Raw genomic sequence first — 14556 nt, forward strand, 5'->3', positions numbered from 1 at the left:
GGCAAGAGATATAGAGCATAATAGAGAATATGAGGACATTCTTGCTGAACAATAAAGAGGACATTCTACCTTAACAGTAACAGGAAAATAATTGGGACAAACGTGATTTCATAGCGGTGATTTGTATTTCTCTTTAATGTGTTTTATATATCGGTCTTTTAAATTCTTATTATATCCTCTAACTGCATTCCTTGCATTTTCAATCCCACCAGAATAAAACCGATTCCAAAAGAATATGGTAATGAGTGTACCATCAAGATAACGGTGTTCCCTAACAGATTTAACTGCAAAACAGCCCGTAATAGCATTAAGGGAAAAAGTAATAATTCCAGCTACAAATTTTTTAGCATAAATTTCACCCATCCCGGGCACAATTGTAGAGAATAAATGTGCTAACCTTTCAGACTTATACGGAAGGGTTTTCCCTTGGAGGACTGCACTTTTCAAGTCATTCTTACCTATATTTTCAAAAACCTGTGCTCCTTCATCCCATCTACCTTCCATAGTATAAAGCCAGGCTATTAGATTCTCGCCCCCATTCAAGTCTTCGGCTGCAAAACGAGCTAAAGAGTATCCACCTAATTCAATATAAGTATTTATGAGCTCCATAGAAGCAATGGCACCGAGTTCTCCAAATACAGCCGCTGCTTTATCTAAATTACCTAATTTCTGATAACAAACTCCTATACGATATTGGAAATGGGAATCAGGGTAGAAAAAATTTAGTCGCTCATATTCTACAATAGCACTTTTATATTTGCCTTCATCAAAAAGCTTATCTGCAAAGTAAGTTATACCAACCTGCGAATAGGAAGCGCTGCAAATACCAATACTAATAGAGATAACTAAAATCCTTTTTAAATTCCTCAAGTGTATCATAATAGACTTTTTCATTGTATAATTCAGCCCCAACTACACTACCATAAATATCGCCTAAATAAAAAAGTGCCCCAATAAGTCCTAATGCCACTGATTGAGGATAATCCTTTGTTCTGTAGTACTGACAGCTCAATGTAAAGCTCCCTATAGTAAATATGAACGAGAAAATCCCATCCCCTAATCGACCAGAATACGCTCGTCCAGTTCCAGGTATGATAGCACTTGAAAACCCTGCAACTAATGGGCTCTTGTAAGGTAAGGTTAATAATTTTAAACACTCCTTGTCTAACTCACGACGCCAACTCTCATCCTTTATTTTAGTAAAAGAAGTCTCAGCCATTTTAATTTCCTTATTTTCAAGCCATGTAAACCCAATAATAGCTAATGCAGTATCATTGGCTACTCGTGCTAAACATTTACGTGCTTTTTCATAGTTACCAAGAAGTGAGTAAGCTCTTCCTATCTTAAGTAAAATTGCAGATGTGTCAGTTGCACCAAGAAAGATGGCACGCTCGTATTCAGTTATTGAGGCTTCGTAGTTTTTGGTAGTATAAAGGTGATTTGCAAATAAAACTACTTTTTCCGGGTCTATCATATAATTCAGCTCATTAGGTAGCTTCAATGGCTCTACTGTATAGATTAATATTGTTGCAAATATGCTATAAATCATTAAAGAGCTTAAAACTCAATAACTCAATAAACTCAATAAACTCAAATAACTCATTCAACAGGGTCGTAGAGTCTATCTCCTCTACCTTCGTCCCATTTTACTTCATAATATTTATCCTTATATTGCCAGGCAAAGTAGTTACAGCGTTCAAGTCTATCCATAGTCATAAGAACGCCACGCAACCCATATTTTTTAATTGCCTCATAAGCATAATTGGAACAGGACGGGGTAAAATTGCATACTTCTCCCTGACGGTTAGAGAATACAAGCTGATACACTCGTATAAGTTTTGTAGCAATTAAGGAGAAAAAGCTGTTTTCTTTTCTTACTTGTTGGCAGACAGAAAGATCTACCTGATTTAATACTAAAGTAGCGAGAAGTAATATCACCAACCGATGGGGGCAGGTAATAACACCTGCCCCCATAAATTGTAGGGGCAATTCATGAATTATCCCTACTTAGCCAAGTTCTCTTTTGCTTCAATCTCAGTCATCGTCTTACCCTGGTAAGCTTCAAATACCATAAGTGAATATGGAATTACAGGGATTAAGAGACCCAGAAGTTCCATAGTCCTAAACTTACGATGGTCATACTGCCTTCCAACTCTTGGGCCCAAGAAGTTCTCTAATAGACAGCCTACAGGCCCATTCTTCTGGAAAGCTTGGTAATCGTTAATCAGCACTCCTATGAGTATTAAACGTAGCCATTCTGTGGTCTCTACCGGCTTACCTTCATTAAGTTCAAGCCCCACTCTTGGCCCAATTAAGCAGCCTACTAAGCCAGACATGCAACCACCCTTTGCTACTGCTACTTTAGGAACAACTAATGTCCCTAATAGGATTAGCAGCAATACAGCTGGTAAAGTGCGCCTCATCGGTCACCTCCTTTCATTTTTTACAATTTTATATTTATCTTTTATCTACTAAGTCCAATTCTACAACCTCTATACTTTTAGGAGGTATAAAATTAAAACATTCTTCCCCAATTCTACTGTTGATACTTACTTTTTTGAAATTATTCTCTTCCTTAATTTCTTTCCTACTCAAATAAATATTAGAAATTACCCTTTGTGGAAACCAAATCCCATCTAACTCTTTCCAATTCTCATATTTAGTTGAAGTTACCAATACCCCTTTAAGGTCAAAAATTTTAGCCCCTAAAATGACACTCATTTGTGGGTCTACATTAAGAACAATCTTGCTAATGACTTTAGCCCCATTTTTAGGCTTCGCTACTATAGTATATTCATCTTGGGACTCAAACTCAAATGCAGCCTCAAGCCCATGAATAGAGTTAAGACCAAGGAATGACCCAACCCCTATTAGATGCTTTTCTAACGGTGATAGTGTCGCATAGTCTACTTTTAACGCCTTTTTATCTGCTGGTAGATAAATCCAGAGCAGTGTATCGTTGAGCACAATAGTTTGTTCCGGTTTGGCATACTTAATGAACAATTTATTTGGCTTTTTTAAGTAAAATTTACCTATGGTCGTCTGTGTCCGATTACCTGCTGATGTAAAATATCTTGTAATCTCACCTTGTAAAGTCTCAATTTTATCGTAAGAGATATTTACTTTTTCAAGTAACGGAGACAAGGAAAACAGCCAAAATATAATCCACATTTTTACTAAAGATACTGTGTTAGAAATCTTTGTCAAGAAAAAAGTAAAATTCTTGACTTCCATAAAAGATGTAGTATCATTTAACAAACTTTAAAAAGGAGGGTAGATATGCCAAAAATTAATCTAATAGATTATAGTAAAACTATAAAACAACTATGGCAATCACATGAAATTGTGTTTATCAATGGTATTGCCCTACGACTTGCAAAAATCAAAGGTGCTTATAAGTGGCATGTCCATAAAAAAGAGGATGAATTTTTCTTAGTAATACAAGGTTCCGCATTCATAGACACTGAAAAAGAGACAGTTGAGTTACAAGAAGGAGAAGGTTACCTTGTTAAAATGGGTATAAAACATCGCTCAAGGGCAGACAATGAGGCAACTATTCTATTGATTGAACCAACTGCGACTAAGACAACGGGTGAATAATGAAAAGCGTTTATAGGGCCCCGGATGAGTTTATGGCTATAACAATAAGGTCGTTATTAGAAAATGAGGGTATAAAGGTTTTTGTAAAATCGTATCAGGTATCAATGTTTGATAACATAGCTCAAATGATGACACCGTGTTGGGGAGAAATACTTGTTGCAAATAAAGATTATGAGTGTGCAAAGTCTATCGTAGATGATTACCTAAATGTAAAGCATTAATCTATGCTTTTTATCACTACTTTACTCATATTTGTAATCTCTGACCCAATAAAGGACTATCACATACTTCAAGGAATTGATTACATTTACAAAGAAAATTACGAATCGGCTCGCAAAGAGTTTAATACTCTTATATCTCTTTATCCCAACGACCCTGAGGGTTATTTTTATCTTTCTTCACTTTTAGCCACATTGCTTTCATTTGAAAATAGTCGTAAAATGAAAACAGAGCTTGATTCAATTGCTACACTTGGAGTTAAATTTGCAGAAGAGAAGCTCAAGCTTGATAACAATGAGTATAACTTATTTTATGTTGGGTCAACTCGTGGTGAGAGGGCAGTCCAAAGAGCTTTAAAAGGCGACTGGATAGGCTGTTTTATTGATGGAATTCGTGCAAGAAGAAGCCTTGAAAAAGCACTTAGGACGGATTCTACAATTTTTGATATATATATGGGATTTGGCTTATACGATTACTATTTTGGAAAATATATCCTATTTCTTAGGATGAGAAAAAATAAAGGAATGGAAGAATTAAAACTTGCATCCACTTACGGAAAATATGCTAAAATGCCGGCTGCTTTCTTTCTATTGAGAGTGTATCTTATGGAAGGAATGTATAAACAGGCAGATGAGATTATTGATAAACTGTTACAAATATATCCCGAAAATACTGCATTACTTTACAATAAAGGTGAGGTTAACTTTTATAAGAAAAACTGGATAGAATCAATCAATGCTTGCAAACATTCACTTTTGCTTTCAGAGGCAAAAAAGCCAAGAAACAGGAGAGTAAGGAGTTCTTGTTACTTATTGCTTGCTCAGACTTATTATAAAATAAGAGACTTTGATAAAATGAGAGCATATTGCTCATTAGTGATGCAAGAACTTGAAGATATAAACGAAGATTGGGCACAGAAATTAAGAAATAAGACAAAAAGGTTAACAGAAATTTAGCACAGGAGGGCTCTTTCCCGATACTGGGACGAGGTCAAGGGTATGGGGAAGGTAACCTTAGTATAGGAGGGGAAAATGGAAGAAGAAATTGGGAAGGTTGAGGATTACTTTTCTCATGTAGGTGTTGTTGCTATACGTATCACCAATGGAATATTAAAGATTGGTGATACTATCCACATTAAAGGACATACAACTGACTTTACACAAACTGTGGAGTCAATGGAGATAGAACACAATAAGGTAGAGGAAGCTAATGTTGGTGACTCTGTTGGTATAAAAGTAAAAGAAAGAGTAAGACGCCACGACCATGTATACAAAGTGACAGAGTAGGAAATAAGGAGTAGATAAGCTTGGTAACCTTGCATGAGAAAAATCCTAAGCACGAAATTCTAAATCCTAAACAATATCAAAATTCAAATGTCCCAAACTCAAAACTTTTAGAGGGTTTGAGAATTTGGATTTTGGATTTGGAATTTGTTTAGGATTTAGTGCTTCGGATTTAGAATTTATATTTTATATGCCTATTCCTAATTGGATAAGACACCATTTTCCGAAGCCAGAAACCCTCGTCCAAATGAAATCAATATTTCGCGGTTTGTCACTTCATACTGTCTGTGAAGAAGCTAAATGCCCAAATATTGGTGAATGCTTTGATAGAGGGACAGCTACATTTCTCATTCTTGGAGATATATGTACAAGAAATTGTGGCTTTTGTGGTGTAAAAAAGGGAAAACCATCCCAAGTTGACAAAGAAGAGCCTAAACATGTAGCACAAGCTACAAGACAACTCAGATTATCACATGTAGTGGTGACATCTGTAACAAGAGATGACCTAACAGATGGTGGTGCATCCCAATTTATTGCTACCACAAATGAAATACGAAAAATAAATCCAAGAACTACAGTTGAATTACTGCTACCAATTCTTGATTTACAGTCTATTAAAAGAGTTGCAGTTACTTACCCTGAAGTCATAAGTCACAACATAGAGACAGTGCCGAGCCTCTATCCACAGGTTAGACCAAGATACAATTACATGGATTCACTTAAACTACTAAACTATGTAAAGAAAATTACCCCATCCACCATTACTAAATCAGGCTTTATGCTTGGATTAGGTGAAACAGTAGATGAAGTATTGAGTTTAATGGAAGATTTAAAAGAGCAAGGAGTTGATATTTTAACAATAGGTCAATATCTACGACCAACAGGCCGACAACTACCTGTAGTTGATTACATACACCCTGACCAATTTATGCAATACGAGGAAATAGGATATTCATTTGGATTTAGATATGTAGTAGCAGGTCCTTATGTGAGGAGTTCATACAAAGCAAGAGAAGCTATGTTAAAATGTAGTGCAAAGCCTTATGAAGCGTGAAGAAGCATTAAAGTTAGTCAATTCTAAAATAAAGAGTAAGAATCTTATCAAACATTCACTTGCAGTTGAGGCAGCGATGAGGGAAATAGCAAATTACTTAAAAGAAAATGAAGATGTCTGGGGAATTGCCGGCCTATTACACGACCTTGATTATGAGGAGACAAAAGATGATCCCACAAGACATGGGATGAGAACTGCAGAATTGCTTACAGGAAAAGTAGATGATTGTGTCTTATATGCAATTAAAGCACACTCAGGAAAAGTGGAGCCGAAATCAAAATTAGATATTGCACTATATGCAATTGACCCACTCACCGGACTTATAGTGGCAGCTTGTTTAATGCACCCGGATAAAAAGCTTGCTTCATTAGACAAGGAATTTATACTACGCAGATTTAATGAAAAGCGATTTGCAGCCAGCGTAAATCGTGACCAGATAAAGAGCTGCGATAAACTTGGTATTAAACTTGAGTTATTTGTTGATTTAGTGCTTAAAGGGATGCAACGTATTAATTATGAATTTGATAAGTAAACTGCATATATTAGCAATAACTTTGTTAGTCTCACTATCAACAGCAATGGGAAGGGATACACCAATAGAAGAAATTAAGAAAGCAATTAAAGATAAGGGCGCTAATTGGATAGCAGGTGAGACATCGGTCTCTAAACTTTCTAAAGAACAGAAAAAAGCACTGTGTGGCTGGACACCGTATGAAACCCTTAAAGGGTCAAAAAAGGAGATAATGGTAAAAAGAGAACCACCACCCGAATTCGACTGGCGTAATCACAATAACCAGAACTGGATGACCCCTATCAGAAATCAGGGTAATTGTGGCAGTTGCTGGGCATTTGGGGCACTTGGGGCACTGGAGGCGTTAATAAACATCTGTACAAATACACCTGACTTATCCATGAATCTTTCTGAACAGTATCTACTATCTTGCAGTCCGGGTGGCTGTGGTGGCTGGACTATTGGGGCTGTGTGTGAATTTTTGAAGCAAAATGAAGTAGTAGATGAGGCTTGCTTCCAATATCAAGCTAATGATGAAATTCCATGTGAAAATAAGTGCACTGATTGGGAATGGAGAAGGAGAAAGGTAATGGATTGGGGTTGGGTTACAAGTTCAGTAGATACGATAAAGGCTGAAATTATGAACGGTCCTGTCGAGGTTGGTTTTTTGGTCTATGAGGATTTCATGTACTATAATGGTGGTATATATGAACATGTTTGGGGTGATTTATTAGGTGCGCACGCGGTTGCGATGCTTGGCTGGAATGACAATGATAGTTGTTGGATTTGTAAGAATAGTTGGGGGCCTTACTGGGGTGAGAGTGGCTGGTTTCGTATAAAATGGGGACAGTGTGAGATTGAAACTGCTGTAGCTTGGATGGTTCCTATGGATAATAGGCTTCCATTGTTAACTTATGTTTATTACACTATTGAAGAGCTTGTAGGTGATGGTGACAGTGTTTTGAATCCGGGTGAGACAGCTTTAATGAAAGTAGCTTTATGCAATGAACCAAGCTGGTCAAAGGCTACAAATGTGACTGCTATCTTATCCTCAAGTAACCATATGATTAATCTTATTGATAGCATAGGTGCATATGGTGATATTGAACCAGGTGATACAGTTACTAACAGTGACGAGGGGTTTAAATTTAGTATTAGAGAGGAGAGTGGTGTTTGTAGTGTTCCTGTTTCACTATTTGTAACTGCTAATGAAGGCGCACTTCCTTATTTAACTGAGTTAAAGTTTAATATAGAAGTGACATTGAATCAGGCTGGCTGGCCTGTAATTTTAGGATATAGTGTTAACTCTTCACCTGTTGTCATTGATATAGACAACGATGGCATAAACGAAGTCATAGTGGGCTGCAATGATGGTAACCTCCATGTTATAAATGCCGACGGTTCAACACAGCACGGATTTCCTTTTTCAACTGGAGCTAAAATTGAGAGCTCCCCTGCAATTGGGGATGTAGACAAGGACGGCAGTCTTGATATTGTGGTAGGTTCATGGGACAATAAAATTTACATAATAAAAAAGGATGGCTCTCTACTTACTCCGCCAATAGTGACGGGAGGTCATGTAACGGCAACACCAGTTTTATCTGATTTAGATAACAATGGTGACATGGAAATAATTATAGGCAGTTTTGACAAAAAGCTTTATGTGTTAAATCATGATGGGACAAGTTACAATGCTAACTTTCCATATTCTGTAAGTGGGATTATTTATGCTGGTGCTGCTGTGGCAGATTTAGATGAAGATGGGGTGAATGACATTATCTTTGGAACTCTAGATAATAAAATCTATGCTATCTCTGCTAACGGTACTTTACTTAGTGGCTGGCCATTTAGCACAGGTGGTAAGATAAGTTCGGCACCCTCTATCGCTAACTTGGATGGTAGTGGCTTAAAAGTTGTCGTAGGCTCATGGGATAAGAATCTATATATCTTAAATCCTGACGCTACAGAGGCGTTGCATATTTCTACTAATGGCGCTATAAAGAGTTCGCCCTCATTTGTGGATTTTGATAATGATAACGATTTGGAAGTAGTATTTGGCTCAAATGATGGCTATATTTACGCTTACCACCATGATGGCAATTTAGTAGAGGGATGGCATGTGCCGACTGGTAGTATGATTCAAGCTTCGGCTTGCTTTTCTGACATTGATAATGATGGAACACCTGAAGTTGTCATCGGCTCAAGTGATAATAACCTTTATGCCTGTCATATTGATGGGTCACTTGTTTTTGGGTTCCCTATTCCAACTGGTGGTAGCATTTTGTCTTCACCTGCAATTATTGATTTAGATAAAGATGGCGATTTTGAGCTTGTATTTGGAAATAACTATGGGATTCAGACGATAGATTACAAGTCCAAAGCTGGTAGTAGCAATTACTGGAATATGTATAGAGCCGTACCAGCACGTACTGGTAATTACTACAATATACCACAACCAGGAATAGTTGAGAGTGGAAATAAGCCTTCAATTCCTATCCAGTTTTCATTATCTCAAAGTTATCCTAATCCTTGTGGTCCAGTAACATATATCAAATACACTTTACCTAAAAGGGCTACGGTAAATATCAGTATCTATAATGTAAGTGGTAGATTAGTTGAGACTTTACTCAATAAGAGTATAGGACCTGGTTCTTACACTGTTAGCTTTGAATCTAAAAATCTACCATCTGGTGTCTATTTTGTGAGATTTCAAGTTGGTCATCGCATAGCAGCAAAGGAAATGATATTGATTAAATAATGAGAATTAAAAAGCCCATTACCCAGCAATAAATAGAAAATAGATAAAAGTTTCTACCTTTAACAACCTTTAAAAGGTACTTGATTGATAAATAGCTTGCAAAAAATGATACAAAAATACCTATAATAACAGAGAGGTAGGGGCAAGGTAACCTCGCTCCTACAGAACGACAGATTATTTCAAACATAGATGCTCCAATAATTGAAATAATTGCAAGCAGGAGAGAAAACTTTACTGCCTGCACCCGGTTAAGCCCTAAATAAATACCTGTTGAAATAGTAATACCTGACCTTGATATTCCCGGAATAATCCCAATCCCTTGTGCTATACCAATCAGAATTGCATCTAATAGTGTAACTTTTACCCTTTTCTCTTCTAATCCACTTGTTAACCATAGAATTATTCCCATTACTACAAGAGCTAATCCAATTAAAATCAGCCTGTTAAAAACGAGCTCTATTTTATCTCTTAAAAAAAAGCCTAAAATACCTGCTGGTATAGAGCCAATAATGAGAACTAAAATAAGTTGTAAATCTTTTGTAACAATTTCCTTTATATCTTTACAAAGAACCGCAATAATGGCAAGTGCTGAGCCAAAATGTAGAAAAACAGTAAGTGTAAGCTTATCTTTAATCCCAAATACTGCCTCTAACAATGCAAGATGGGCAGACGAAGATATTGGAAAAAATTCTGTTACCCCCTGAACGATGCTAAGAATTAGAGAATAGAGTATACACATTAAATCAAAGATTAATTTGATATTTGATTTTTAATATTTGATATTATTCTGGAGTCACCTGTTATTTTAAAATTACCATTTTCTTATTAAAAGTAAGTCCGCCAATCTCCAGTCTGTAGAAATATACACCGAATTGCACTTTTTCACCCTTTGCATCCTTCATATCCCAGACTGCAACTTTGTAACCCGATTCCTCAACACCATCTTTGATAGTTGTTACAATCTTTCCTGTAATATCGTAGACTTTAATCTTTACCCTACTTTTTTCTGGTATAGCATAATGAATTCTTACAGCCCCAGTAGCCGGATTTGGAACACTTTGTAATAGCAAATAAGTAGTAGGTATAGAGTATCCTACTTCTTCTACTCTATAGCTTTGGACAAATATCTTTTTCGATGTGGTATCATTTGATGCTGCTACATCGCTTACAAGTAGTGTTTTCACATCCATGGTAAAAGTGGTGCCACCTGCAGCAGAAGGAACGCACCAGCTTCTAAAGGATACCTTTACAGTATCACCTGGACTAAGGTCTACTACTCCCTGTGTATCTGCGTAAACTGACTGGTATATAGTGTGAATATCACAGTAGACATTAAAACTCACTCCTGTATTGCCGAAGTTTGCAACTTTAGCTACAACATTGACTGTAGAATCTGTGTAAACTGTATCAGGTGGTGCTACTATTGCAACTGCACCTACATCCTTCAGTATACGAGTGAGTGTTAAGTTTATTGCTGTGTTACTGGAAATCACAACAGTCGTATCTTTAGAATAATAGTCTGTATGTGTCACATTTATCTTATAGGTACCACCTTTTACATTTAAACTGTATGCACCGTGTCTATCAGTAATGTCCAGTGCAGTATCAGCACCTGTTGCTACCACTATGCTACCACTTGAATCTGATGGATTGTTTGATAACCCTACTTTGCCACTCACAGTATATTGGGTAGATGTGAGTCTATATCTAATGTATAATGTCTGATTCCCTATATACATAGCTACACTATCAGTCCGCATATTAAGTTTAAGTGTTGTAGTATCAAATGTAAAAGTGCCCTCTGTGGGCAAATTTGATGGGCTCCACTTTATAGAATCAGTCTTCCCTATAGCATTAGTAGTGACTAATGTCCAAATAATAAGTGTATCTGATACTGACCTCATATCTTTAGTCAAACAAGGGAAGTCAGGATGCACAATGTAAAAATATGAATCAAATGCACCTGGTGGCCCTGGTGGATGTGGCTCATCTATACCACTATCGTAACTATTAGTAGCATTGGGGTCAGTCCCAAAATAAAGTGTATAAGAGGTGCCATCGCCTTTTACTACTATAGGGATAGACGCACTATGTTGGTCTGTGTTTTTTGACTCGTTACTACTTAAATCTACACTCCTTAATGTATACCAGTAGGTAACTCCACTTGTAAGTCCTGTATCAGTTTTTGTAGTCCCTGTCACGTTATCATGCACAAGACTACCAAGCTGACCTAAAGTTGTTGACCTGTAGATACGAATATGAGCAAAATCAAGCTGTGCCGGATTTGTCCAAGTAAGGATTGATTGGGTACCACCCCCTGTTCGGCTGACACTGATATTTGTAGGTGCAGATGGTGGTGTAGTGTCAGTATATGTTATAGTTTTGGTTATATTGCCTTCATATACTGCTACACTCTCTACACTCATATTGATACCATTTAATGTAAAAGTACCTTCATTAGATATATTTGCTAAGCTCCATGTTATAGAATCAGTCTTCCCAATTGCATTAGCTGTTACAAGTGTCCATGAGTTAGAAGCTGGTGCTCTTGCATCTTTAGTTAGACAAGGGAAGTCAGGATGCACAATGTAAAAATATGCATCAAATGCACCCGGTGGGCCTGGTGGATGCGGCTCATCTTTACCAGAATTATAGCCATCAGTAGCACCAGTATCAACAGCAAAGTAAAGAGTATATGAAGTACCATCTCCTTTAACAGTAATTGGGATTGACCAAGTAGGCGCTGATTCTACATTTACATATAAGAGCAAGGAAACTATGAAAATAGCTACAAGAATTACTCTGTTACCACTGCTTCGCACATTTTTTCTATTTATTTTCTTAAACATATCCCTCTTTTTTCTATGCGGCACTGGTAAATTTTGTGCCATAATCTCGCGCATATCCCAGGGTAGCTTTGGGTCTCCTGACCCAAAATCCCTATTTTCTTAGGCAGGTCGGGAGACCTGCCCCCTACTCATATTTCCATTTTCTCGTCTCATTTACCAGCTCCAACTTTAATTGAATAATTGCATTTTGTCAATAAAAAAGGGGAGCTTTCACTCCCCCTTTAAATTTCTAATTTATCCCTAAGTTATCTTATCACAAGCATCTTCCTTGTAGATGAGAATCCAGCCGCTTCCAATCTGTAGAAGTAAACACCGGATTGCACTTTTTTACCGTTCGCATCACTCATATCCCACAGTGCAACTTTATAACCGGGCTCTTCAATACCGTCTTTAACAGTTGCAACAAGCTTACCTACGATATCATAGACCGTAATCTTTACCTTGCCCTTTTCCGGTATAGCGTACGAGATTTTCACAACCCCAGTAGCCGGGTTTGGCACGCCTGGTGAAAGTGAATATGTAGTTGGTATAGAGGCTGCTACCTCTTCTATTCCAACTTTAAGTACAAATATCGTCTTTGACAATGTATCATTAGATGGATTTTCGTCAACTGCAAGTAAAGAAATCGCAGTTATTACATATGTAGTGTCAGTAGTATGATGGGGAACAGTCCAATTCTTAAATATCACATCATCTGTCCCATCTACAGGTAATATTGCATTTCCGGAATCTGCATAAATACCGTCAATGATACATTTGACTTTAGGAGTTTCAGCTACTTTTCCAAAGTTCTTAAATCTTACATTAACAGAATATGTAGAGTCTGATTTTACTGTATCAGGTGGTGAAAGAATAACAAATGGGCCAACATCTCTCTGTATTATATAGGTGAGGGTGTAATTTATCGTTGTATCCTTAGAAATTACCACATCCATGCTTGAATCAGGATAATAACCATCATGAGTTACATGTATATCATAAGTGCCACTCATAAGCCCTGTAATCGCATAGAAACCCAGGCTATCAGTTGTATCTGCTTTACTATCTATTGTCACTATGCTACCACTTAAATTTGGTGGGTTATCTGATAGACCAACTGTACCCGAAACTGTATATGTAGTAGGTGGAAGCAGATATTTAATATATAGTGTCAGATTCCCTGTGTATACAGCTACACTATCAGTTCTCATATTAATGTTAAGGCCCGCAGTATCAAGTGTGAACACACCTTGAGCTGGTAGGTCTGCAGGGCTCCACTTTATAGAGTCAGTCTTCCCAATTGCATTAGCTGTTACCAATGTCCATATAATATGTATATCTGCAGCTGCTCTCATATCTTTAGTTAAACAAGGAAAGTCAGGATGCTCAATATAGAAATACGCATCAAATGCACCCGGTGGACCCGGTGGATGTGGCTCATCTATACCTACATCGTAGCCGTCAGTAGCGTCAGGATGAGTTCCAAAATAAAGTGTATAAGAGGTGCCATTCCCTTTTACTATTATAGGTATAGCAGGGATAGAGGCAATAGGTGTACCAGAATACTGGTCTGTATTTTTAGACTCGTTACCACTCAAATCTACTGCCCTTAATGTATAGTAGTAGGTAGTCCCAATTGTTAGCCCAATATCAGTCTTAGTTGTACCCACTACATTGTCATATACGAGACTGCCAAGTTGGCCCTGTACTACTGACCTATAGATACGAATATACGAAAAATCAGCCTGTGTCGGGTTTGTCCATGTAAGTTTAAGCTCCCCACTTACCCATGTATTAGCTACACTTACCCCTGTAGGTGCAGATGGTGGTGTAGTGTCAGTATATGTTATAGTTTTGGTTATATTGCCTTCATATACTGCTACACTCTCTACACTCATATTGATACCATTTAATGTAAAAGTACCTTCATTAGGTATATTTGCTAAGCTCCATGTTATAGAATCAGTCTTCCCAATTGCATTAGCAGTTACAAGTGTCCATGTGTTAGAAGCTGGTGTCCTTGCATCTTTAGTCAGACAAGAGAAGTCAGGATGCTCAATGTAAAAATATGCATCAAATGCACCCGGTGGACCCGGTGGATGTGGCTCATCTACATCTACATCGTAGCCATCAGTAGCACCAACAGCAGTAGCAAAGTATAATGTATACAAAGTACCGTCTCCTTTTACATTAATTGGAATTGACCAAACTGGGTCTGCTTTCACTTCTGACCACAAGAATAAAGAAGCCAAACAAGCAGCTATTGTAAAAAACTTTACCCTTTCCATCCTACCTCCTTTTTT

At 37.4% G+C, this 14556-nt stretch carries 15 protein-coding genes; 7 read left to right on the forward strand and 8 right to left on the reverse strand.

Annotated features, from left to right (window positions below; translation table 11 throughout):
• Positions 1-108 precede the first annotated feature (108 nt).
• Genes QMD71_03880 through QMD71_03900 form a run of 5 tightly spaced genes read right to left on the reverse strand, consistent with a single transcriptional unit; the run spans position 109 to position 3171 of the window.
• Positions 109-894, reverse strand: a complete 786-nt coding sequence (locus QMD71_03880; protein ID MDI6839985.1) for a tetratricopeptide repeat protein — start codon at positions 892-894, stop codon at positions 109-111.
• Positions 833-1549 (reverse strand): tetratricopeptide repeat protein, encoded by a 717-nt coding sequence (locus QMD71_03885; GenBank protein MDI6839986.1) that lies wholly within the window; start codon positions 1547-1549, stop codon positions 833-835. The genes QMD71_03880 and QMD71_03885 overlap by 62 nt, the downstream gene beginning before the upstream one ends.
• Before the next feature lie 50 nt (positions 1550-1599).
• Positions 1600-1974, reverse strand: coding sequence for a membrane protein insertion efficiency factor YidD (gene yidD / locus QMD71_03890; GenBank protein ID MDI6839987.1), 375 nt, complete (start codon positions 1972-1974; stop codon positions 1600-1602).
• A 29-nt stretch (positions 1975-2003) separates the two neighbouring features.
• Positions 2004-2423: a hypothetical protein gene (locus tag QMD71_03895; GenBank protein ID MDI6839988.1), complete on the reverse strand. Its 420-nt coding sequence runs from the start codon at positions 2421-2423 to the stop codon at positions 2004-2006.
• A 34-nt stretch (positions 2424-2457) separates the two neighbouring features.
• Entirely contained in the window at positions 2458-3171 is a 714-nt protein-coding gene (locus QMD71_03900; protein ID MDI6839989.1) for an outer membrane lipoprotein carrier protein LolA, read from the reverse strand.
• Positions 3172-3279: 108 nt separating this feature from the next.
• Here QMD71_03900 and QMD71_03905 point away from each other — a divergent pair, with 108 nt between their 5' ends.
• The 7 genes from QMD71_03905 to QMD71_03935 all read left to right on the forward strand — a co-directional run bounded on the left by QMD71_03905 (position 3280) and on the right by QMD71_03935 (position 9425).
• Entirely contained in the window at positions 3280-3600 is a 321-nt protein-coding gene (locus QMD71_03905; GenBank protein ID MDI6839990.1) for a cupin domain-containing protein, read from the forward strand.
• Positions 3600-3821: a DUF2007 domain-containing protein gene (locus QMD71_03910; GenBank protein ID MDI6839991.1), complete on the forward strand. Its 222-nt coding sequence runs from the start codon at positions 3600-3602 to the stop codon at positions 3819-3821. Before QMD71_03905 ends, QMD71_03910 begins: the two co-directional genes overlap by 1 nt.
• A 3-nt stretch (positions 3822-3824) precedes the next feature.
• The gene (locus QMD71_03915; protein ID MDI6839992.1) at positions 3825-4775 is read left to right on the forward strand and encodes a hypothetical protein; all 951 of its coding nucleotides are present in this window, start codon (positions 3825-3827) and stop codon (positions 4773-4775) included.
• A gap of 75 nt (positions 4776-4850) precedes the next feature.
• Positions 4851-5105: an EF-Tu/IF-2/RF-3 family GTPase gene (locus QMD71_03920; GenBank protein MDI6839993.1), complete on the forward strand. Its 255-nt coding sequence runs from the start codon at positions 4851-4853 to the stop codon at positions 5103-5105.
• 187 nt (positions 5106-5292) lie between these two features.
• Positions 5293-6156, forward strand: a complete 864-nt coding sequence (gene lipA, locus QMD71_03925) for a lipoyl synthase (protein MDI6839994.1) — start codon at positions 5293-5295, stop codon at positions 6154-6156.
• Positions 6146-6688: an HDIG domain-containing protein gene (locus QMD71_03930; GenBank protein ID MDI6839995.1), complete on the forward strand. Its 543-nt coding sequence runs from the start codon at positions 6146-6148 to the stop codon at positions 6686-6688. The genes lipA and QMD71_03930 overlap by 11 nt, the downstream gene beginning before the upstream one ends.
• Entirely contained in the window at positions 6672-9425 is a 2754-nt protein-coding gene (locus QMD71_03935) for a C1 family peptidase (GenBank protein MDI6839996.1), read from the forward strand. The genes QMD71_03930 and QMD71_03935 overlap by 17 nt, the downstream gene beginning before the upstream one ends.
• Here QMD71_03935 and QMD71_03940 read toward each other — a convergent pair.
• The 3 genes from QMD71_03940 to QMD71_03950 all read right to left on the reverse strand — a co-directional run bounded on the left by QMD71_03940 (position 9418) and on the right by QMD71_03950 (position 14541).
• Positions 9418-10164, reverse strand: a complete 747-nt coding sequence (locus tag QMD71_03940; GenBank protein MDI6839997.1) for an undecaprenyl-diphosphate phosphatase — start codon at positions 10162-10164, stop codon at positions 9418-9420. The two genes, QMD71_03935 and QMD71_03940, sit on opposite strands and share 8 nt — an antisense overlap.
• A gap of 61 nt (positions 10165-10225) precedes the next feature.
• A complete protein-coding gene (locus QMD71_03945; GenBank protein ID MDI6839998.1) occupies positions 10226-12274 on the reverse strand; it encodes a T9SS type A sorting domain-containing protein in 2049 nt (682 codons plus the stop codon).
• A 245-nt stretch (positions 12275-12519) separates the two neighbouring features.
• Positions 12520-14541: a T9SS type A sorting domain-containing protein gene (locus QMD71_03950; protein MDI6839999.1), complete on the reverse strand. Its 2022-nt coding sequence runs from the start codon at positions 14539-14541 to the stop codon at positions 12520-12522.
• Between the last annotated feature and the right edge of the window lie 15 nt (positions 14542-14556).

The organism is bacterium (genome assembly GCA_030018315.1).
Lineage (GTDB): Bacteria > Hydrothermota > UBA3073 > JACQXS01 > JAGMCI01 > JASEGA01.

Excerpts from the sequence above, each read along its gene's own strand:
- QMD71_03880 (MDI6839985.1), bottom strand. The coding sequence starts at position 894 with ATGAAAAAGTCTATTATGATACACTTGAGGAATTTAAAAAGGATTTTA.
- QMD71_03885 (MDI6839986.1), bottom strand. The coding sequence starts at position 1,549 with ATGATTTATAGCATATTTGCAACAATATTAATCTATACAGTAGAGCCA.
- yidD (MDI6839987.1), bottom strand. The coding sequence starts at position 1,974 with ATGGGGGCAGGTGTTATTACCTGCCCCCATCGGTTGGTGATATTACTT.
- QMD71_03895 (MDI6839988.1), bottom strand. The coding sequence starts at position 2,423 with ATGAGGCGCACTTTACCAGCTGTATTGCTGCTAATCCTATTAGGGACA.
- QMD71_03900 (MDI6839989.1), bottom strand. The coding sequence starts at position 3,171 with ATGTGGATTATATTTTGGCTGTTTTCCTTGTCTCCGTTACTTGAAAAA.
- QMD71_03905 (MDI6839990.1), top strand. The coding sequence starts at position 3,280 with ATGCCAAAAATTAATCTAATAGATTATAGTAAAACTATAAAACAACTA.
- QMD71_03910 (MDI6839991.1), top strand. The coding sequence starts at position 3,600 with ATGAAAAGCGTTTATAGGGCCCCGGATGAGTTTATGGCTATAACAATA.
- QMD71_03915 (MDI6839992.1), top strand. The coding sequence starts at position 3,825 with ATGCTTTTTATCACTACTTTACTCATATTTGTAATCTCTGACCCAATA.
- QMD71_03920 (MDI6839993.1), top strand. The coding sequence starts at position 4,851 with ATGGAAGAAGAAATTGGGAAGGTTGAGGATTACTTTTCTCATGTAGGT.
- lipA (MDI6839994.1), top strand. The coding sequence starts at position 5,293 with ATGCCTATTCCTAATTGGATAAGACACCATTTTCCGAAGCCAGAAACC.
- QMD71_03930 (MDI6839995.1), top strand. The coding sequence starts at position 6,146 with ATGAAGCGTGAAGAAGCATTAAAGTTAGTCAATTCTAAAATAAAGAGT.
- QMD71_03935 (MDI6839996.1), top strand. The coding sequence starts at position 6,672 with ATGAATTTGATAAGTAAACTGCATATATTAGCAATAACTTTGTTAGTC.
- QMD71_03940 (MDI6839997.1), bottom strand. The coding sequence starts at position 10,164 with ATGTGTATACTCTATTCTCTAATTCTTAGCATCGTTCAGGGGGTAACA.
- QMD71_03945 (MDI6839998.1), bottom strand. The coding sequence starts at position 12,274 with ATGTTTAAGAAAATAAATAGAAAAAATGTGCGAAGCAGTGGTAACAGA.
- QMD71_03950 (MDI6839999.1), bottom strand. The coding sequence starts at position 14,541 with ATGGAAAGGGTAAAGTTTTTTACAATAGCTGCTTGTTTGGCTTCTTTA.